Consider the following 17,837-nt stretch of genomic DNA (forward strand, 5'->3'; position numbering starts at 1 on the left):
TGGGGTATTGCCTTGCAAGGGATGTTGTCGCCTGATAGACCGAGTAGTGAATTCCCTGGGATTTCCCGGGCTATCTCCTCCCTTTGAGAAGCTCCCGGTAGGCATTGGTCAGCTCGATAAACCGGTCGTGATCGCCCCCCTTGTCCGGGTGGAGTTCATGGGCCTTTTTCCGGTACAGGGCGGTCAGGGCCTTTCTGTCCATGGTCGCCAGTTCCTTCCGGCTGATCCCGAAGACAGTGCTGGCTTCCCCCACGGACATGGATACCCGGCCTCCGGCGGGCCGGCGATGGCCGGAGCCGATGAACCGCCGGGAGAAATCGTCCCAGCTGTGACGACCGGGAAAACCGTAATCAAAATACATGACCACGTAGCGAACCAGGTAGGGGGCGAGCCTTGCGTGACGCTCAATGCCCAGCCAGAAATCCGCTTCCCTGTCCAGGCGGCAAACCTCATCGAGGAAGAAACGATCAAGCTGCTCCTCATCCAGGGCTTCGGGATGGCTACGGGAGACCGTGGTCCTGAAAAACCGCTGCAGGTTGAAGATGGTGAACACGTAGCGCTTATACTCGTGTGGTTTCAGGCTCTGTTCCTGTTCTATGAAATACTGCTCCAGTTCATCACGCGATTTGTCCAGCAGGACCCGAAACAGGGCCGGGGAGCGGTTGAGTTCCCGCTGATCGGTCTGGCCGAAGCGGAGAAAATGCTGCCTCCTCCGATCAAATTCATGGGTCTCCTGCACGGCCCGCCGCCGCAGTTCGCCGTTCATCGGTTTCCAGCGCCGATGACTCTGACGGTCCATGAAGGGGGTGATACGATCCCGGATATAGGGATCGAGAAAGATGAAGAACAATTTCTCCACTTCAAAGGGATCCGGCTCCAGGCCGCACCGGCGGAGGCGCTCGATGACCTCGGAATCGATGTAGTAGGAGGTTCCCCCGGGATAGACGATATAATCCCCGGGCGACGGACCGAGCTCCACCAGATCCCGGTGGACCAGGCGCCCGTCCAGCTCACAGCTCTGGCGGATGGTGTAGTGGATCTGTCCGGCAACGAACCGGCGTGCGAGATACATGGGTGCTGACATCTCCTTTTATACCTGCAGAGATCTCAAACCCTGCCCCTTTCCACCTGCTGGAGAATATCCTTCACCATGTCGATGGAATAGGGCTTGACCAGGGTTCCCTTGAAATGATAGGCCCCGGGATTGAGGATAACCTGGTCGGCGGAGTCGCCGCTGGCGGCAATCATGTTGGCGTCCGGATCAAGGCTGCGGATCTGGCTGGCCGCTTCCCGACCGCCCATTCCGCCGGCGACGCGCAGGTCAAGGACCACCAGGTGGAACGGACTGTTTTCCTCCAGGGCCTGTTCGTAGAGACGGACGGCCTGTTCACCGTTCTCGGCCAACTCGACCGAGCAGCCCAGGTGGGAAAACATCTTGGAGCTGACAATGCGCATCATCTCGTCGTCGTCCATGATCAGGGCCCGTATGGTGTTATCATCCGGCGAACAGGTCTGGACCAGGTTCTGGCCGGAGGCCAGCGGAAAGTAGAGATGGACGGTGCATCCCCTGCCCGGCTCGGATTCGATACGGACAAAACCGCCGTGTTTCTTGACAATGGCATGGACAATGGTCAGTCCCAGGCCCATGCCTTTCTGGACCCCCTTCTGCTTGGTGGAAAAATAGGGATCAAAGACCCGGTCGAGCAGCTCCGGGTCGATTCCCGGGCCGTTATCAGTGATGGCCACATGGGTATAGGGTCCCTGGCGGAAAAGAAGCCCGGTTTTCTCCCCTTCCCGGCCACCATCCACACTGTCCATCCGGATGGTGATCTCGCCGTCATGTCCCACCGCTTCCAGGGCATTCTGGAGGATATTGGAAAAGACCAGAACGATCTGGGCCGAATCCACATCCACGGGCTCCAGATCATCAGTAGCCTCAAACACGGTCCGCACATCGGTGCCCTGGACGGTGCGCTCCAGCACATCGGCCAGCAGGGCCCGTATGTCCACCTGGCTCCGGGATGGCAGATAATTGTCGGAAAAGGTCGTGAACTGCCGGATGAGAGCGGTGGTATGCTGCAGGGCCTTGTCCGCCTCCTTGAGGAGCTCCACCATTTTGGGACTTTCCTTGCAGCAGAGCAGGGCCATTTCCACGTTACCGTTGATTATGGCCAGCAGGTTGTTGAAGTCATGGGCAATGCCGCTGGCCATCATGGACATGGCATCCAGTTTCTGGATCCGCTGAAGTTCCCGCTCCAGCTGCTGCTGGCGCTCCTGGGCCAGCTTGCGCTCGGTGATATCACGGAAAATACCGATGATGAAGATCTGGTCCTCTTCGACCAGGGGGACGAGATTGACCGTCACCTGGCGGTCCAGGAGGTGCAGAGGGGTATCATCGTCGTAGACAAGCGGCTGGAGATCATCTTTGTCCAGGGCCTCCAGCCAGTCCTCCATCCGCTTGCCTTCATCGGCGGACAGATATTCGGGGAACCGGCAGGTCAACACCCTGGCTTCTGGCTGACCAAGGATTTCCAGCATGGCCCGGTTGGCCATGAGCACCCGCCCGCTGCCATCGAGCTCCACCACCCCTTCGCTCATTCGATCAAGGATGATCTCGTTATGGCGCTTGGCCATCAGCAGTTCACGGGTCACCTCCCGGGCATGCAGGCCGTCCAGCCCCTTGACGTCGCGGTCGTGCCGCTCGCCCCGGTGGTATTGGGCCAGGGCGTCGAGAATGTACTGACGCATGATCGAGGCCGGTCCCTTGGCGATACAGACATCCGCCTCCAGTTCCTGGACATTCATGCCGTCTTCCAGGGCGATACCCGAGAGGACTACCAGGAATATATGTCTGTAGCGGGGAGTACTGCGAATGACGCGGCAGAGCTTGGCCCCGTCGATCTTGGGCATGACCAGGTCGGTGAAGATGATATCGGGTTTGAACTGCGGCACCATATCAAGGGCCAGCAGACCGTTATCAGCCGTACAGACCTCACAGCCTTCCTGCTCAAGGATGACGCTGAGAATTTTGAGTACAACAGGACTGTTATCAACTACTAGAACCTTGAGCTTTTTCATCACCGAGAAGTTCCCTCACGGCAGTGACCATTTCCTGGACATCAAAAGGTTTGCAGAATACCCGATCGGCACCGAGTTCGGACGCTGCAGGCAGATAGGCTTCGGGCCCGATCCTGCCCCCTCCTGAAATGGCAATGATTTTCACACTGCTGTATTCTTTTTTCAGACTGCTGATGGTTTCCAATCCCTCCTGTTCGGGCATAATCAGGTCCGTAATCACCAGATCGGCAGGATTTTCTCGCTGCATCTCCATGGCGATGCGCCCGTTTTCCGCAAGCATCACTTCGTAGCCGGCCCATTTAATGACGTGGCTGAGCAATTCTCGCATATGTTCATCATCATCTATAACCAGGATCCTCATTCCTTTCTCCGACTGTTTACTGTTTTGCGGATGGTCTGGGCAAGAAGACGCATATCAAGCGGTTTCATCAAAAAGGTGCTGATGCCGGCGTTGCGGGCCTCGTCCGGGGTCACGGCCTCGCTGAAGCCGGAACAGAGGATTATCGGCATCTCCGGCTGCAGCTTGTGGATTTCCCGGGCAAGATGCAACCCGGTCATGCGCGGCATAGTCTGATCGGTGATCACCAGGTCGATGCGCTCCCCCTCGGTCCGCACGTACTCGAGGGCCCGTTCAGGCGAAGTGGCCGGCAGAACGGTGTAGCCAAGATATTGAAGCATTCTCGTACGCATGGCAACGATCTCCTCCTCGTCGTCGACAAAGAGGATGGTTTCCTTACCCAGTGGCAGGGCGACAACCACATCGTCCTGGGCCTCGGACTCCTCCGCCGCGCAGGGGATAAATACGGTAAACTCGGAACCCTTGCCCTCCCGGGAGCGGACATCGATGATGCCGTCGTGGCTGGTGACGATTCCGTGGATCACGGCCAACCCCATGCCGGTCCCCTCGCCCACCTCCCTGGTGGTGAAAAAGGGGTCAAAAATACGTTCAAGAAGGTCGGCCGGGATCCCGTGACCGTTATCCTTGACCTGAAGCATCAGGTACCTGTCCGGCCGCAGGTCAGGGTAGCGTTGCAGCTCATCGGGGCCGGCATCCACATTGCGCAGGGTTATCTCCAGCCGACCCTCTTCATGGTCGATGGCCTGGGCAGCGTTGGTGCACAGGTTCATGAACACCTGATGGATCTGGGTAAGATCGGCATGGATACGGCAGACATCGGGATCGATATCGGCCTTGATCTCGATGGTGGCCGGCAGGGAGGAACGCAGCAGCTTGATAGCCTCCTTGATGGCCGGGACGATGCTGACATTCTTGCGCCTGGAGGCAGACTGGCGGCTAAAGGCCAGAATCTGGCTGACCAGATCCTTGGCCCGGTTGGCGGCCTTCTTGATGGCCTGCAGATGCTGGGTTATCTCCGGCAGGGTGAGCGTGGGGTCGCCGTCGTTGTTCTTTCCCGGCAGACGATAGAGCAACAGATCAGTGTTACCGAGAATAGCCCCGAGGATATTGTTGAAATCGTGGGCTATACCACCGGCAAGGGTGGCGATGGCCTCCATCTTCTGGGCCTGGATCAGCTGCTTTTCCAGGGTCCGCTGCAGAGTGATATCCTTGGCGGTGTAGGCATAACCGAGGAGTTGCCCATCTTCGACGATCGGGGCGCAGTTGACATGGAAGGTCCGGCCCAGGTACCGGTGCTCCACTTCCTGTTCCTGCATGTCGCCACTGGTACTGCTTTCCGGGACCGGACAGATGCGGCAGGTTTCCTTACTGCCGGCAAAGAGCTCGTAACAGTATTTGCCTTCAAGGGGTTTGCCGCCGCCGAGCAGTTTTTTGGCCGCGGCATTGCCCTTCCTCACCTTCAGGTCCGGGCTCAGGATGATAACAGGATCCTTGATGGCATCGAATGTCCGCTGCCATTCCCGTTCCGTCTGGCGCAGAGCGCGGAGGGTCTGGCGGTGGCTTTCGGTCTCCCGCTCCAGTTCCCGGCTGGCTCGCTGCGGGGCAGCGGTGATGTCTGGGTTCGATGTCTGATGTATACTTTTCTTTTTCTTCCCAAACATGAATGCTCTCGTTTTAAAAAACATTAACCGCCAAGGTTGAAGCGGGGTCAGGCGGCGACCTTTCCCCCGGGATACCGATGCGTTGCTGTTCCCCTGCGGCCTCGCCGCCCGGGAAATGAAAGGGGTTCTGCTCTGCCCGCCAGCCGGTCCAATTGCCCGGACTCGCCGGACAGGGGCGGCTCCACTGGCCCCTACAGCCGGTCCTCGGTTGCAGATTCCCAGGGATGCCGAAACACGGTTTCACGGAAAAAACGGATCAGACCTTCCCTCCGCCCGACGATACGGATCTGCTCCGGAATCAAATTTGATATTTTATTCCGCATAATTGACATTTTATATTCTATATGGGTGGCGAACCTGTTGTCCAGGTACCAGGTATAAAAAAGTCCAAAAAGCAGACCCGGCGGAGTAAATCCCTCGTCGCTGTTCACCAGGCGGGAATAGCATCTGGATCTTCTGGTAGAGGGCTGCATCCGGGCCAGACGGAGGAAGGTATCCAGTTCGTCACAGGAGAAAAAGCTTTGCAGGTGATGCTGTTCGCGGACCGTGAGCCGAAAGATGCGCCCAACCTTCTCCCCGTCCAGCAGCACATCCTCCATCTCTTTCTTCTCCGCGTAATTGCCCAGCAGAGACTGGCCAAGGGCGAGAAGAAAAGCCATCTCGAATCGCTCCAGGCTCTCGGTCATGTCGCAGCGGATCTTGATCCGGCGATCGCGGGGATCGTAGAACGAGAACACATTATCCCATTTCTGGCTCCGGTGCCAGCAGTCCCGATCCACCAGGGAAATCCCCTGCACGTACTCCAGGTGCTCCAGGAGAATATCGGGATGGTTCCAGATGATCTCGGAAATCCGCTCAAGGAGCCACTGCCGTTCGGTGGCCGGCATGCCCTCGTTGAACCGGGAGTTCTGGGATATCTGTTCGGTGCTGAGATACTGGAGAAACACCCGCACCTGTTCATACCGCTCACAGGGAACCTGGTAGTCCTTGCGGATCACCGGCTTGAGTCCCGTGGGCCCGTTCAGGGTCAGGGGGCGGCCATGGTCCGGCAGGTAGCCACTGATCTTGAGTCCCCACAGGGTCTGTACAGCCCGGGCCAGGGCATCGGGGTCATGCTGGACCACCCGGCGCTGGTTGAGCAGCTCGCGGGAAAAAATGGAGGCCTCGATGACCTCGAACCCCATTTCCCGGAGCCGGAACCGGTCCAGGTAGATGGGCTCCTTGGACTCCAGGGCATAACTCTGAAGGACAGAGCCGGGAATATCGCGCAGATTCAGGGCCAGGACATGGGAGAAAAGGCCATTCACCCCACCGGGGATATTGCGATGATAGGCCTGGATGAGGTCCGAGACATGAAACTTGCGATGGGGCGCGTCACGGGCCACATCGGTCTCGCCCTTCTGGACCCAGATGTTGGCCACCAGCAGTTTCATGGCCCGGGTATTGTCACGGACGGCCTCGGGCAGGCCGGATACCTGCATGATGGGGATGATGGAGGTATAGAGGCTGCCGGGAGCAAAGATGATGATATCGGCCTCCCGGATCTGCTGCAGCACCTCGGTGGGCAGAAAGGGCTGCCGGGCGAACTCGACCAGGACCCGGTCCACCGGATAGCCACGCTGGGCGCGGGAGGACTTGTCCTCCGAGGTCACCCGCACTCCGTTGGCATACTGGACCTGGAGCCGGGCATTGGTGGTGGTGCAGGGCAGGACGCTGTACTTGCCGGCCCCCATGTTCACCGCCAGCTCCCCCAGCCCCTTGATCATGGCGGTCCGGACAATGCGGTGGCCGGCCACCAGATCCGTGATGGAAAGGGTGGGATCGAGCTGGAGAAAAACCGAGCTGGCCAGCAGCAGGTTACCCAGGCACTGGGGCCGCTTGAGAGACGGGTAGAGCCGCTGGTCGGTAAAGAGCTGTTCGGTGAGGATGGTAAGCAGTCCGCGGAGCTCGTCCGGAAGGATATCGAGCCGGGCATCGGTGTCCTCGAGGAGCCGGGCTGCGGAACCGGGCATGGAGATGAACCGGTAGTTGAATATCGCGTGCAGTTCCCGGGCCACCTCCTCGGCGTGCAGCCGGTCCAGGTTGTAGCGCTGCTGCAGGCACTGGCGTCGGATGGAGGAAAGCAGCACATGGCGGATATCCCCCAGGGCCACCAGCGGCAGATCCTTGAGCAGTTCCCCGGTGGAGCCGCCGTCATCGGTGACACAGACAATGGAGTGCAGGTCCGGAAAGACCTCCTTGAGACCGGTGAAAGGACGGTCACGCCAGGCCGGTCGCCGGGAATCACCGCCGATGATATTGGACAACCCGGTCCCGCCGCCAAAGACCACGACCTTGACCTCATCGGTATTGACCGAGGAGAAGGTCTGCACCAGGCGCCGCAGGCGGCGGCCCAGGTCCGAGGCCAGGAAATCCGGGACCCCGGACAGGGACAGGTCGATGATTTTTTCCGCCAGATTATCGTGCAGCAGGAAATCGAGCACAGGAACCGCCTGGGTGGTCAACTCCTGCAGTTCCTGGCTCAGGATATGATGCGGCTCGATTCTGGGCATGGAGTCCGGGATTACAGTCCGGTTGCGGCCATCTGCCGGGAAACCGCTTCCACGGAATCCTTGAGGGCGTTCTTTTCTTCTTCGGTGAGCTCAAATTCGATGATACGCTCGACCCCGTTGGCCCCGAGGACCACCGGTACGCCGAGGAAATATCCGGAGATGCCGAACTCCCCTTCCAGGTAGGCGGCACAGGGCATGACCCGCCGACTGTCGCAGAGCACGGCCTCGGCCATCTCGATGGCGGCCAGACCAGGGGTGTAGAAGGCGCTGCCGGTCTTGAGATGGTTGACGATCTCGATGCCGCCCATCTGGGTCCGCTTGACAATGGCGGCGATCTCCTCCTCGGAGAGCAGGTCGGTAATCGGCACTCCGGCCACGTTGGCCAGCCGGACCAGCGGCAGCATGTTGTCACCATGGATACCCATGACCATGGCCGAGACATCCTGGGGCGCTACCCCGATGGCATCGGCAAGAAAGGTCCGGTAGCGGGCCGAATCCAGGACCCCGGCCATACCGACGATCCGGTGCTTGGGCAGGCCCGAGACCTTGAAGGCGGTATGGACCATGGCGTCGATGGGATTGGTGACCACGATCATGAAGCAGTCGGGCGAGTGTTTGACCGCCTCCTCGGCGCAGGCCTTGACAATGGCCACGTTCTTGGCCAGCAGGTCGTCACGGGACATGCCAGGTTTGCGGGCCAGGCCGGCGGTGATGATGACCACGTCGGAGTTCGCGGTGTCGGCGTAATCATTGGTGCCGGTTACGGAACCGGCAAAGCCGTCCAGGGGACCGGACTGCCAGAGATCCAGGGCCTTACCCTGGGGAATGCCCTCCATGACATCCAAAAGGACGATGTTGCCGAGTTTGCGGGCCAGGGCCCAGTGGGCCGCGGTGGCACCGACATTTCCGGCGCCGATGATGGTGATTTTTTTCTGCATGTTTTCCTCCTGAACCGGCATGGCCGATGGTTGGATATGGGTTGTCAGGTTGTCAACGTAAATTCTGGTGTAGCTGGAAAAGAATCAGACTGCGAAGGTTCGGGGCATCGGCACCTCCGGCTCCATCCTACGCCCCTTCCCCGCGGAGCAGCGCTTCCACCCGCTCGGCATCCCGGGGGTATCGACCTCGATGGAGTCGTGCTCGGTGAGCACCACCCGAATGGTATAGCCGTATTCCAGGGCTCGGAGCTGTTCGAGTTTCTCGAACCGTTCCCATTCACCCTCGGGCAGGCCGACAAAAGTCAGCAAAAAGCCCTTGCGGTAGGCATAGAAGCCCAGGTGCTTGTAATAGGTGGGTTGCCGGGGTTCTTCGGGGTTGCGCTGAAACGGGATCGGCGAACGGGAAAAGTAGAGCGCGTTGCCGTGGCAGTCAAAAACCGTTTTCACGTGGTTGGGATCGGAGATCTCTTCCGGACGGATGATCTTGTATATCAGGGTGGCCATGGGCAGGGCCGGATCCTCGAGAAGGGGGCTCGCCACCTGATGGACCACTTCGGCCGGAAACAGGGGCTGATCGCCCTGAATATTCACCACCACGTCCTGTTCCGGGATATCAAGCAGCTCGGCCGCCTCGGCCAGCCGGTCGGTACCCGAAGCGTGATCGCTGCGGGTGAGCACCACCTCGCCGCCGAAATCCCTGACCTTCGCGGCGATCCGTTCGTCATCGGTGGCCACCACGACCCGGGAGAGCATCTCCACCTGCCAGGCCCGTTCCACCACGTGCTGAATCATCGGTTTTCCGGCAATGAGCGCCAGCGGCTTCCCCTCGAAACGATTGGACTGGTAGCGGGCCGGAATAATGGCCACCACTCCTGGCTGTTCTTCTTTCATCTCCTGTCCTGCCTGCACGCCATCCACCCTCTCTGGCCGGACGGCTGGTAATGATTGACACTCCCTTCCTGATGGTCTTGTAACATGATATATTGCACAACAAGAAATAGCAATATAACATGACTGTATGACTTGGAAAAACAAAACCCGACCAAACCCTCTGGCCGGGGTGATCACGAGCGGTGACGGGCCTGCCCGAAGAGCTGCCGAACTGGCCGCCCGACTGGACGTCCCGCTCCTCGCCCATCCGCCTGCTGATTCCCTGGTCGTGCGGGTTGGAGCGAACCATCTGGAGCTGGTTCATTGCCAGCCGCATGGTGATCTGGCCGTACGGGTGGAATTTGTCCTGGGAGCGGCGGGATACCGGAGGCAGAAAGGTGGCCGGGAGATGCTGCTGCGGGCTGTGGGCGCCAGGAAGGGCGAGCGGCCGGATGTCCTGGACGGAACCGGCGGCCTGGGCCGGGACAGCTTTGTCCTGGCTCAAGCCGGCTGCCGGGTGCAGCTGTTCGAACGTCATCCGGTGCTGGCCCTGCTCCTCGAAGACGGCCTGCGCCGGGCGGCGGACAGCCCGGAAACCAAGGCCGCGGCGGAACGGATCACCCTGCACGGCCAGGATGTCCTGGAATACCTGAAAGTACCGGGGCCGGACCTGAGGGAGAAGACCCCGGTCATCTATCTGGACCCCATGTATCCAGGACGAGACAAGGCGGCCAAGGCCAAAAAGGAGCTGCAACTCCTCCAGCTCCTGCTGGGCGATTCACAGAACCGGGAACATGAGGAAGCGATCCTGCTGGAGGCCGCCCTCCAGGCGGCCGGAAAGCGGGTCGTGGTCAAGCGGCCGCGCAGGGGACCCTTCCTGGGCAGGCAGAAACCCTCCTACTGCCTGGAGGGCCGCTCTACCCGGTTCGACATCTACCTCACCAGAGGGCGTTGAAAAACCCGGCTCTGTCCCGGCCGGACGGCAGCCGGCAAGGCCTGTTTACAAGGCGGCAGCCTTGGCCAGAGCAGCGGTGATGGTATCGAGCTGCTCGTTTTTCATCTTCACCGGTATCTGGTAGACCAGGGTCCGGGACATCAGCTCCGCCGACTTCGGCAGGGCCTCGGGATCATAGATCACCCGCCGTTTTCCCTCCAGGCTGAAGGGCCAGCCGTTGTGGCAGAGGGTGGAACCGGCCATGAGATGCTCCCACTTGGGGTAGAAATGCCAGGTGTTCTCGCCAAAGGCGATGGCCCCGGCTCCGTTGTCCCGCAGCACCTGGTTCACGGCCGCGGCCTGCTCTGCACTCTCCAGCATGAAGGCCAGAAAGGTGGCCGAATCGCCCTCTTCGTCGAGGATGGTGCGGAAACTGACCCCGGGAATGGCGGAGGCTGCCTCCTTGAGCCGGGCCTTGGTTTTCTTCTGACTGGCCACCATGTCGTCGAGCTTGGCCAGCTGCGCCAGCCCCATGGCGCCCTGGAGCTCCATCATCCGGTAATTGAAGCCGATAAAACGGCGCCCCTCGCCGCCGCGACCGCCGGGATTCACCACGTGGTCGTGGCCATGGTCGTGGTATTCCGACATGTTGCGCCACAGCTCTTCGTCGTTTGTAATCACCATTCCACCCTCACCGGTGGTCATGGTCTTGACCGAGTCAAAGGAAAAGGTGCCGCAGGCGCCAAAGGTGCCCAGATGCTGGCCGTCGAGCCGGGCTCCGGCGGCCTGGGCCGTGTCCTCGATCACCGGGATCCCGTGTTTGTCGGCAATGGCCTTGATCTCGCGGATCCTGGCCTGGGCACCCAGCATGTGCACTGGAATGATAGCCCGGGTCCTGTCGGTGATCTTCTTCTCCAGGTCGGCCGGATCCATGTTCAGGGTTTCATCCACCTCGGTGAACACCGGCACCGCGCCGGCATCGAAGATGGCCTCCCAGGTGGCGACAAAGGTGAAACCCTGGGTGATGACCTCATCCCCGGCTCCGACGCCCAGGGCGGATAAAGCCACCTTGAGGGCGGCGGTTCCCGAGGTTACGGCCTGGGCATGACTGGCACCGGTGTAGCGGGCAAAGGCCTCTTCGAACTCCCGGACCTTGTAGACCCCCCGGCGCTGCTCGCCAAATTCGTAGCGAAACAGGACCCCTGTTTCAAACACTTCCAGGACCTGCTGCTTCTCCTCTTCCCCAAACACTTCAAAACCAGGCATGATGACCCCTACTTATCCAGCTTGTCTTTAATCTTGTTCTGCTCGTCCAGGAGCAGGATGACCGGCCGAAACCCGTCGAGCTCCTGCTCGTCCACCTGGACATAGGTGACGATGATGATCAGATCACCCACCAGCCCCTTGCGGGCCGCAGCCCCGTTGAGACCTATCACCCCGCTGCCGGGAGCACCCTCGATGGCATAGGTATCAAACCGCTCGCCATTGTTGATATTGTACACCTTGACCCGTTCGAAAGGAACGATGCCGGCGGCATCCATGAGCTCCCGGTCAATGGTCAGGCTTCCCTCGTATTCAAGGTCGGCCTCGGTGATGGTCGCCCGGTGTATTTTTGCCTTTAGCAGTGTTCGTTGCATATCCGTGCTTCAAAGTTCATGATTCGACCAGCATCCCGTTGTCGATCAACCGGACCCTGTCGCGGATTCTGACCGCCAGGGCCAGCAGGGTATGGTCGTCGATCCGGGAAACCGGTTCAAGAGTCCGGCAGTCCACCAGTGTAACATAATCAATGGTCGTGACCGGATGGGATAGAATAAAGGTGGTTATCTCTTCCTGCAGCAGGCCGGCATCGGTGAGCCCTCCGGCCACAAGCTGCCTGGCCCGGGCGATGGCCCGCGACAGACTCAGCGCCGATTCCCGGTCTTCGGAGGCCAGGTAGGCGTTTCGCGAACTCATGGCCAGACCATCACTCTCCCGGACAATGGGATGCCCGATGATCTCCACATCCATATTGAGATCCCGGACCATGCGCCGGATAACGGCCAGCTGCTGAAAATCCTTTTCGCCGAACACGGCGCAGTGCGGCCGGACAATATTGAAAAGCTTGCAGACAACAGTGGTGACGCCGGCAAAATGTCCCGGCCGGTCGGCCCCGCAGAGATGGTCAGTGAGACCGGAGACCGCGACCCGGGTCTGGAAACCGTCCGGATAGATCTCCTCCGGGGTGGGCGCGAACAGTACGTCCACGCCTTCGCCTTCGGCCAGTTGCCGGTCCCTGTCGAAATCGCGGGGATAGGTGTCCAGATCCTCGCCGGGGCCGAACTGGGTCGGGTTGACAAAGAGGCTGACCACCAACCGGTCGGCCCGCTCACCCCCGAGCCGCATGAGCGAGAGATGGCCTTCATGGAAGTAGCCCATGGTGGGCACCAGGGCCAGTTTTTCCCTCCGGCCGCGGCATTCCCGGGCCCAACGGGTCATCTCATCGACGCTGCGTATAATCTTCATTTTTCCTGCAAGCCGGCAGAATCCGGCCCCGCTGTCACTTGAGTCGGCCGAGACGGTACTGGATGATCTCCGCCTCCGGATCACCGTTCACGCCGCTTTCCTGTCCACTTCTGGCTTCAAGAAATTTCTCATACATTTCCCTTGCCCCGGCGGTGTTGCCCTGCAGTTCGTAAATCCGGCCAAGAGCCCGGTACGACTCCACTTCAAAACCCTTGAAATCGCCAAGCGGCTGATAACTGGCCAGGGCCTGTTCCAGCTGGCCCTGTTTTTCATACAGAGCCCCGAGATTGTAGAGCAGGAGCGGCTTGAGCGGGTTGGAGTTGCGCACCTTCCTGTTCACCGCCATCAGCTCACCAATAGCCCGGTCGACCTCGCCCCGGTCGGTCACCAGGTGGGCGATCTCTATCCTGGCCCAGGTGCCGGAAGGGGTGGAGCCGTACTTGTCGACCACCTCTTCCAGGGCCGCAAGCCGTTTGTCCGTATCAGCCATCAGGGCGGCGTCAAGGGCAGAGGCGGCTTTTTCCAGCCGGTACTCCCGCCAGGATCCGTACAGGGCCACCCCGGTCACCAGGATAACCACCGCGGCCACCGCGATCCAGATGGCCCGCTGGTTTTTGCGGATAAAGGCGATGGCGCCCGGTGGCAGATTCAACTGCTCCAGCAGTCCGGATGTTTCCACCAGGGCGGTCTGTTCAACATGCTGTCTGTCAAAGGCGCTCTTATCTGCCATGTCTATCCTGCCTGTACCTTGAATATTGGCCCGGAACCGCGCCCTGGCCTGTAAATCGAAATTGGTATTGCACTTGTCATGTAAACCGATAACTATACCCGCTACCGGGCTACGCCGGAAGAGAAAAGTGCATCCAGGGGGAGGAAAAAACAAGACATGACCGGCCAGAGAATTTTCACCGTATCCGAGCTGACCGGCTCCATCCGCGGCCTCCTGGAAACCCGCTTTCCCCATGTCAGCGTGGCCGGGGAGATCTCCAACCTGCGCCGTCCCCGCTCCGGTCATCTCTATTTCACCCTCAAGGACGACCAGGCTTCCATCAGGGCGGTGCTTTTCAAGATGCAGCAGCGCTACCTGGAAAGGCTGCCGCAGGAGGGCCAGCAGGTGGTTTGCCGGGGCCGGATATCGGTCTACGAACCCCGGGGCGAATACCAGCTGATCATCGACACCATGGAGCTCCAGGGAGCCGGAGACCTGCGGCTGGCCTTCGAAAAGCTGAAGCGCAAACTGGCCGCCGAGGGGCTGTTTGCCAGTGAAGCCAAGAAGGAGGTACCCTCCTGTCCGGCGCACATCACCCTGGTCACCTCGCCCAGCGGAGCAGCGGTCCACGACTTTATCCGGGTGGCCCGCAGCCGTTTCCCCCTGGTTCGCCTGGCCATCTACCCGGTGACCGTCCAGGGTGACCAGGCCCACAAAGAAATGATCCAGGCCATCCGTGACATCAACCGCCACCTCGACACCGACTGCATTGTCCTCTGCCGGGGCGGCGGCTCCATCGAGGACCTGCAGCCGTTCAACGAAGAAGAGCTGGCCCGGGCCATCTTCGCCTCGGAGATTCCGGTGGTCAGCGGTGTGGGCCACGAGATCGACTTCACCATCTCCGACCTTGTCGCTGACCTGCGTGCCCCCACTCCCAGCGCAGCGGCCGAAATACTCCTGCCCGATATAAGCGAAATCAGGACCCGGCTCGCCCGGCTACGCGCCACCCTGACGCGGGCCATGACCCGCCTGCTGGACAGCTACCGTGACCGACTGGCCCTGCTGCGGGAAAAGCTCCGCGACCGGCTCCACCCCGTGACCACCATGCTTCTCAAGGTCGATCATCTTGCCGAGCGGCTGATCCGGGCCATGGAGGTCCTGCTCAACTCCAGACAGCGGCAACTGGACCAGCTCGAGACCAGGCTCAGGTCCCGCAGCCCGGCCCCGACGATCGACCTGGCCGGCCGACGCGTGGACGAACTCCACCGGCGGATATCCCAGGCCATGCTCAGTATACTGGAGGACAAACAGGCCCGCCTGGCCCATCTTGCCGGGGTCCTGGACGCGGTCAGTCCGCTTGCCACCCTGGCCAGGGGGTATGCCATTGTCAGAAAAGAAGGAAAACAGGGACAGGTGGTCACCAGCAGCGGAGAAACGCGGATCGGCGAGCGGCTGGAGGTCCTGCTCCACCGGGGTCGGCTGCGGTGCCGGGTGGAAGAAACCATCGGGCCCGAGGAGAAGGACAAAAAAGGTTAATTGAGGATTTCGTTGACTTTCTGGTCGATTTTCCGGATCGTTTCGGCCAGCTTGCGGGGATCTTCCTCGGCCGCCTGCTTGAGTTTTTCACCCCACTGCCTGAGCATCCTGGTGTCGATCCTCCGCACCTGGTTGTCACGGCACCATTCCCGGCCGATCTTTTCCCCCAGGATCTCGAGCACCTTTTTCTGCTCTTCCTGCATCTCCCGGGGGGTTTTGCTGAGAATCTCCTCGGTGACCCGCTCCCAGCCGTCGGCCAGCATGTTGCCCTTGTAAAAGGTTTCCAGCCAGGCCCTTTCCCTCTCGGTCAACTCCTGCTCCCGGGCAGGATGTTCATCATGGGACCGGGAAGAATGAATCGAGGCGACCGCCTCGTCAACGGCATGGCTGTAATCTGCCAGAAGGACGGAGAGGAAACCGGCAATGACAACGGCACAGATTTTTTTCATGGCGCTGGATCTCCCGAGTATTTTATACCCGGAATTGGTACCATCGCCAGCGCCCGTTGTCAAGCTACCAGGGAAAAAGATCCCACAATGTGTCACCTTCCCGTACGACCGGCCCCTGACACAGACCTGCTCCGCCGCCGAAACGGAGCTAAGGCAAGCGATTGCCAGCTCTTCGGCAGGATACGAACTCAACCAGTCATGCGGCCTGCTTTCTCGACCTGCAGTTATACCCGACCAGGCCAAAGAGACCACTCCCGAACAGCAACATTGTCCCAGGCTCGGGCACAGGAGCGGGGACCTCGACAACACCGTATATGCCTGCCACAATGTCCGGAGCGTCGTTCCATTCGCCGGCATTGAGATACGAAAAATCCTGCGCCAGCATGAAGGCGAAATCTTCGGACACTGGCGGCGATAACGGCGCTCCGTCATTGGGTTCATCGAGACCCCAATTCGTGAACGTTACCGGTTCGCCACTGGCCCAGACAAAATCACCTTCACTGGCCGCGTTATTGAAACCGATCCAGAGATCACGGGCGACACCTCCATAAAAAGCAAACGTATCGATAAAAATCCCGGCAACACACGGTGGTGCCTATAACTTGTGAACAAACCATAATCTATCAGACAGATCCCTTCGCCGGACTCTTCCGTGGCCGCCCTGCTCGTCAAGGCGTCGCCTGTCGACCTAGCATTGCACTAATCTGCTCCTGAAAATGGCTGTTGCCGAGGGCGAAATTGCCGTTAGTGGTTTTCCGTATCTCATCAACTACCCCGTCCTCGAGTTCATGCCGAAACAACTCCCGATACGCATCCTGTCTTTCCCCATCTGACCGACCAGGTTGCCGATAAAGCGAATGCGTGACTACAAGATCGGTGCCTTGCCCCTGCCCGTTGACCAAGTAACTTGACCAGCGGTATTCGCCGGGATGCTCGCCTCATGAGTAAACCGGCACTGCCACGTTCATCCGGAGTCAGCAACAGGTGAACATGGTTTGTCATCAGGACATACGCATGGATCTGGCAACCCGCATCTGCGGCATATTCTTCCAACCACTCCTGGTAAAATAGACAGCCAGTCTCGGAAAAGAAACAAACCTGCCTGTTGTTCCCCCGCTGAATAACATGAAGCGGCACACCAGGTACCACGATACGGGCTCTTCTTGGCATGATTCATTCCCAGCATAAAAAACGTGGTCTGTCCCCTATTGTCATTCGGGATACCAGTGCGTCCCTGCAGGCCAAAGCGGGCAGATTATACCACCTTGGATTATTGTCTGAAAATTGTGGCCGTGGCGTGTTTGATCCCTACTTTTGCTACGGGGTTCTTTTCTGTTGCTTATCCTGCTTCCTCTTTGCCTTTTGTTCCTGTTTCTTTATCTTCTGTTTTTTGCTCTTGTCCTTGTCCTTTTTGCCACCTTTGTCTCCCATTGTGTATCTCCTTTCTGATTGGTATTTATCTTCTCGCCCGGATACTTTTTCGATCGTTGCGTATGTCACCAATGCACCAATGTATAAACGGAGTCTGACCCCTATTGTCACTACTATTATCACTAGAATTGTGGTCTGTCCCCGTTTTGTGTTTTGACCATCCAATCACCAACGCTCAAGTGGAATGGCTGGTCAATAAAATCAAAACACTCAAGCGACAGGACTATGGCTTCAGAGACATGGAATATTTTCAACTCCGGCTTTACCATCTACATCAGTCCAGGTACTCATTTGCCGAATGAACCTAAAAAACGTGGTCTGTCCCCTATTTTCTGTGTTTCCGTTACCCGGGCGGTTGACCCTCAACAGGTGTTTGGTGCAGGATCTGCCACCGAATAGGAAACCCAAGCTAGACCTTTTCAAAGATCAGTCAGCCGGTATCCGACTGAAGAGTGAAGGAAATTTCGCCCCTACCTACTTTTGTCGCTTGGCAACCGGGGGCCTCTAGGTGTTAGCCATTATTTTTTGTTTAAACAGCATTTCTTATACTTCTTTCCGCTACCACATGGGCAGGACTCGTTTCGACCAACTTTTTTACTTTTATTTGGTGTTTGATCAGGTTTCTCACTCTCTGCTGTTGGCGGTAAAATCTGGTAAATATTGTTTATAACATTATTAACTTCTATTTTTCGTGGTTCACTTGACGAATCTTGACCAACCAACAATGCAATAATGGATATCACTATTACAATAAAGGCATAAAGTTCACCCCGTGTTTTGGGAAGAATATCTTTTAATGAAGATAATTCAGGAAGC

Annotated in this window: 17 protein-coding genes and 1 pseudogene; 3 read left to right on the plus strand and 15 right to left on the minus strand. The window is 58.9% G+C overall.

Going from position 1 to position 17,837, the window contains the following annotated elements:
* Positions 1–70 precede the first annotated feature (70 nt).
* The 7 genes from GF1_RS07505 to kdsB form a co-directional block, all read right to left on the minus strand.
* Positions 71–1,072, minus strand: a complete 1,002-nt coding sequence (locus tag GF1_RS07505; protein ID WP_267929012.1) for a J domain-containing protein — start codon at positions 1,070–1,072, stop codon at positions 71–73.
* A gap of 35 nt (positions 1,073–1,107) precedes the next feature.
* Positions 1,108–3,078, minus strand: coding sequence for an ATP-binding response regulator (locus tag GF1_RS07510; protein WP_267929014.1), 1,971 nt, complete (start codon positions 3,076–3,078; stop codon positions 1,108–1,110).
* Positions 3,050–3,439 carry a response regulator gene (locus tag GF1_RS07515; protein ID WP_267929016.1) on the minus strand — a complete coding sequence of 130 codons (390 nt, stop codon included), beginning with the start codon at positions 3,437–3,439 and terminating at the stop codon, positions 3,050–3,052. The genes GF1_RS07510 and GF1_RS07515 overlap by 29 nt, the downstream gene beginning before the upstream one ends.
* Positions 3,436–5,097: a hybrid sensor histidine kinase/response regulator gene (locus GF1_RS07520; protein WP_267929017.1), complete on the minus strand. Its 1,662-nt coding sequence runs from the start codon at positions 5,095–5,097 to the stop codon at positions 3,436–3,438. The genes GF1_RS07515 and GF1_RS07520 overlap by 4 nt, the downstream gene beginning before the upstream one ends.
* Before the next feature lie 191 nt (positions 5,098–5,288).
* Positions 5,289–7,649, minus strand: coding sequence for a gluconeogenesis factor YvcK family protein (locus tag GF1_RS07525; protein WP_267929018.1), 2,361 nt, complete (start codon positions 7,647–7,649; stop codon positions 5,289–5,291).
* Between the two features lie 11 nt (positions 7,650–7,660).
* Positions 7,661–8,587, minus strand: coding sequence for a malate dehydrogenase (mdh, locus tag GF1_RS07530; RefSeq protein ID WP_267929019.1), 927 nt, complete (start codon positions 8,585–8,587; stop codon positions 7,661–7,663).
* 84 nt (positions 8,588–8,671) lie between these two features.
* Positions 8,672–9,478: a 3-deoxy-manno-octulosonate cytidylyltransferase gene (gene kdsB / locus GF1_RS07535; protein WP_326491608.1), complete on the minus strand. Its 807-nt coding sequence runs from the start codon at positions 9,476–9,478 to the stop codon at positions 8,672–8,674.
* A gap of 127 nt (positions 9,479–9,605) precedes the next feature.
* On the opposite strand from kdsB, the gene GF1_RS07540 reads away from it, so the two are divergent.
* Complete coding sequence (locus GF1_RS07540) at positions 9,606–10,412, plus strand: class I SAM-dependent methyltransferase (RefSeq protein WP_267929020.1); 807 nt, start codon at positions 9,606–9,608, stop codon at positions 10,410–10,412.
* 45 nt (positions 10,413–10,457) lie between these two features.
* Here GF1_RS07540 and GF1_RS07545 read toward each other — a convergent pair whose 3' ends face one another.
* Genes GF1_RS07545 through GF1_RS07560 form a run of 4 tightly spaced genes read right to left on the minus strand, consistent with a single transcriptional unit; the run spans position 10,458 to position 13,626 of the window.
* Complete coding sequence (locus GF1_RS07545) at positions 10,458–11,657, minus strand: DegT/DnrJ/EryC1/StrS family aminotransferase (RefSeq protein ID WP_267929021.1); 1,200 nt, start codon at positions 11,655–11,657, stop codon at positions 10,458–10,460.
* An 8-nt stretch (positions 11,658–11,665) separates the two neighbouring features.
* Positions 11,666–12,028, minus strand: coding sequence for an aspartate 1-decarboxylase (gene panD / locus GF1_RS07550; protein WP_267929022.1), 363 nt, complete (start codon positions 12,026–12,028; stop codon positions 11,666–11,668).
* A gap of 16 nt (positions 12,029–12,044) precedes the next feature.
* The gene (gene panC, locus GF1_RS07555) at positions 12,045–12,896 is read right to left on the minus strand and encodes a pantoate--beta-alanine ligase (RefSeq protein ID WP_267929024.1); all 852 of its coding nucleotides are present in this window, start codon (positions 12,894–12,896) and stop codon (positions 12,045–12,047) included.
* Between the two features lie 34 nt (positions 12,897–12,930).
* Positions 12,931–13,626 (minus strand): YfgM family protein, encoded by a 696-nt coding sequence (locus GF1_RS07560; protein ID WP_267929025.1) that lies wholly within the window; start codon positions 13,624–13,626, stop codon positions 12,931–12,933.
* Between the two features lie 156 nt (positions 13,627–13,782).
* On the opposite strand from GF1_RS07560, the gene xseA reads away from it, so the two are divergent.
* A complete protein-coding gene (xseA, locus tag GF1_RS07565; RefSeq protein WP_267929026.1) occupies positions 13,783–15,141 on the plus strand; it encodes an exodeoxyribonuclease VII large subunit in 1,359 nt (452 codons plus the stop codon).
* Here xseA and GF1_RS07570 read toward each other — a convergent pair.
* From GF1_RS07570 to GF1_RS16430, 3 genes are all read right to left on the minus strand, one after another.
* On the minus strand, positions 15,138–15,590 hold the full coding sequence (locus tag GF1_RS07570; RefSeq protein WP_267929027.1) for a hypothetical protein: 453 nt from the start codon (positions 15,588–15,590) through the stop codon (positions 15,138–15,140). The genes xseA and GF1_RS07570 overlap by 4 nt on opposite strands.
* 196 nt (positions 15,591–15,786) lie before the next feature.
* Positions 15,787–15,975: a PEP-CTERM sorting domain-containing protein gene (locus tag GF1_RS16425; protein WP_353740429.1), complete on the minus strand. Its 189-nt coding sequence runs from the start codon at positions 15,973–15,975 to the stop codon at positions 15,787–15,789.
* 401 nt (positions 15,976–16,376) lie between these two features.
* The gene (locus GF1_RS16430; RefSeq protein ID WP_353740430.1) at positions 16,377–16,760 is read right to left on the minus strand and encodes a transposase; all 384 of its coding nucleotides are present in this window, start codon (positions 16,758–16,760) and stop codon (positions 16,377–16,379) included.
* 413 nt (positions 16,761–17,173) lie between these two features.
* Between GF1_RS16430 and GF1_RS16435 the strand changes: the two are divergent.
* Positions 17,174–17,323: pseudogene (locus GF1_RS16435) on the plus strand (transposase); the annotation flags it as partial.
* Between the two features lie 216 nt (positions 17,324–17,539).
* On the opposite strand, the gene GF1_RS16440 reads toward GF1_RS16435, so the two are convergent.
* The gene (locus tag GF1_RS16440; protein ID WP_353740432.1) at positions 17,540–17,764 is read right to left on the minus strand and encodes an SEC-C metal-binding domain-containing protein; all 225 of its coding nucleotides are present in this window, start codon (positions 17,762–17,764) and stop codon (positions 17,540–17,542) included.
* Positions 17,765–17,837 lie beyond the last annotated feature (73 nt).

The organism is Desulfolithobacter dissulfuricans, from assembly GCF_025998535.1.
Lineage (GTDB): Bacteria > Desulfobacterota > Desulfobulbia > Desulfobulbales > Desulfobulbaceae > Desulfolithobacter > Desulfolithobacter dissulfuricans.

What these genes read in the sequence shown, in the direction of transcription:
- GF1_RS07505 (WP_267929012.1), bottom strand. Translation starts at nt 1,072, where the DNA reads ATGTATCTCGCACGCCGGTTCGTTGCCGGACAGATCCACTACACCATC.
- GF1_RS07510 (WP_267929014.1), bottom strand. Translation starts at nt 3,078, where the DNA reads ATGAAAAAGCTCAAGGTTCTAGTAGTTGATAACAGTCCTGTTGTACTC.
- GF1_RS07515 (WP_267929016.1), bottom strand. Translation starts at nt 3,439, where the DNA reads ATGAGGATCCTGGTTATAGATGATGATGAACATATGCGAGAATTGCTC.
- GF1_RS07520 (WP_267929017.1), bottom strand. Translation starts at nt 5,097, where the DNA reads ATGTTTGGGAAGAAAAAGAAAAGTATACATCAGACATCGAACCCAGAC.
- GF1_RS07525 (WP_267929018.1), bottom strand. Translation starts at nt 7,649, where the DNA reads ATGCCCAGAATCGAGCCGCATCATATCCTGAGCCAGGAACTGCAGGAG.
- mdh (WP_267929019.1), bottom strand. Translation starts at nt 8,587, where the DNA reads ATGCAGAAAAAAATCACCATCATCGGCGCCGGAAATGTCGGTGCCACC.
- kdsB (WP_326491608.1), bottom strand. Translation starts at nt 9,478, where the DNA reads ATGAAAGAAGAACAGCCAGGAGTGGTGGCCATTATTCCGGCCCGCTAC.
- GF1_RS07540 (WP_267929020.1), top strand. Translation starts at nt 9,606, where the DNA reads ATGACTTGGAAAAACAAAACCCGACCAAACCCTCTGGCCGGGGTGATC.
- GF1_RS07545 (WP_267929021.1), bottom strand. Translation starts at nt 11,657, where the DNA reads ATGCCTGGTTTTGAAGTGTTTGGGGAAGAGGAGAAGCAGCAGGTCCTG.
- panD (WP_267929022.1), bottom strand. Translation starts at nt 12,028, where the DNA reads ATGCAACGAACACTGCTAAAGGCAAAAATACACCGGGCGACCATCACC.
- panC (WP_267929024.1), bottom strand. Translation starts at nt 12,896, where the DNA reads ATGAAGATTATACGCAGCGTCGATGAGATGACCCGTTGGGCCCGGGAA.
- GF1_RS07560 (WP_267929025.1), bottom strand. Translation starts at nt 13,626, where the DNA reads ATGGCAGATAAGAGCGCCTTTGACAGACAGCATGTTGAACAGACCGCC.
- xseA (WP_267929026.1), top strand. Translation starts at nt 13,783, where the DNA reads ATGACCGGCCAGAGAATTTTCACCGTATCCGAGCTGACCGGCTCCATC.
- GF1_RS07570 (WP_267929027.1), bottom strand. Translation starts at nt 15,590, where the DNA reads ATGAAAAAAATCTGTGCCGTTGTCATTGCCGGTTTCCTCTCCGTCCTT.
- GF1_RS16425 (WP_353740429.1), bottom strand. Translation starts at nt 15,975, where the DNA reads ATGCTGGCGCAGGATTTTTCGTATCTCAATGCCGGCGAATGGAACGAC.
- GF1_RS16430 (WP_353740430.1), bottom strand. Translation starts at nt 16,760, where the DNA reads ATGCCAAGAAGAGCCCGTATCGTGGTACCTGGTGTGCCGCTTCATGTT.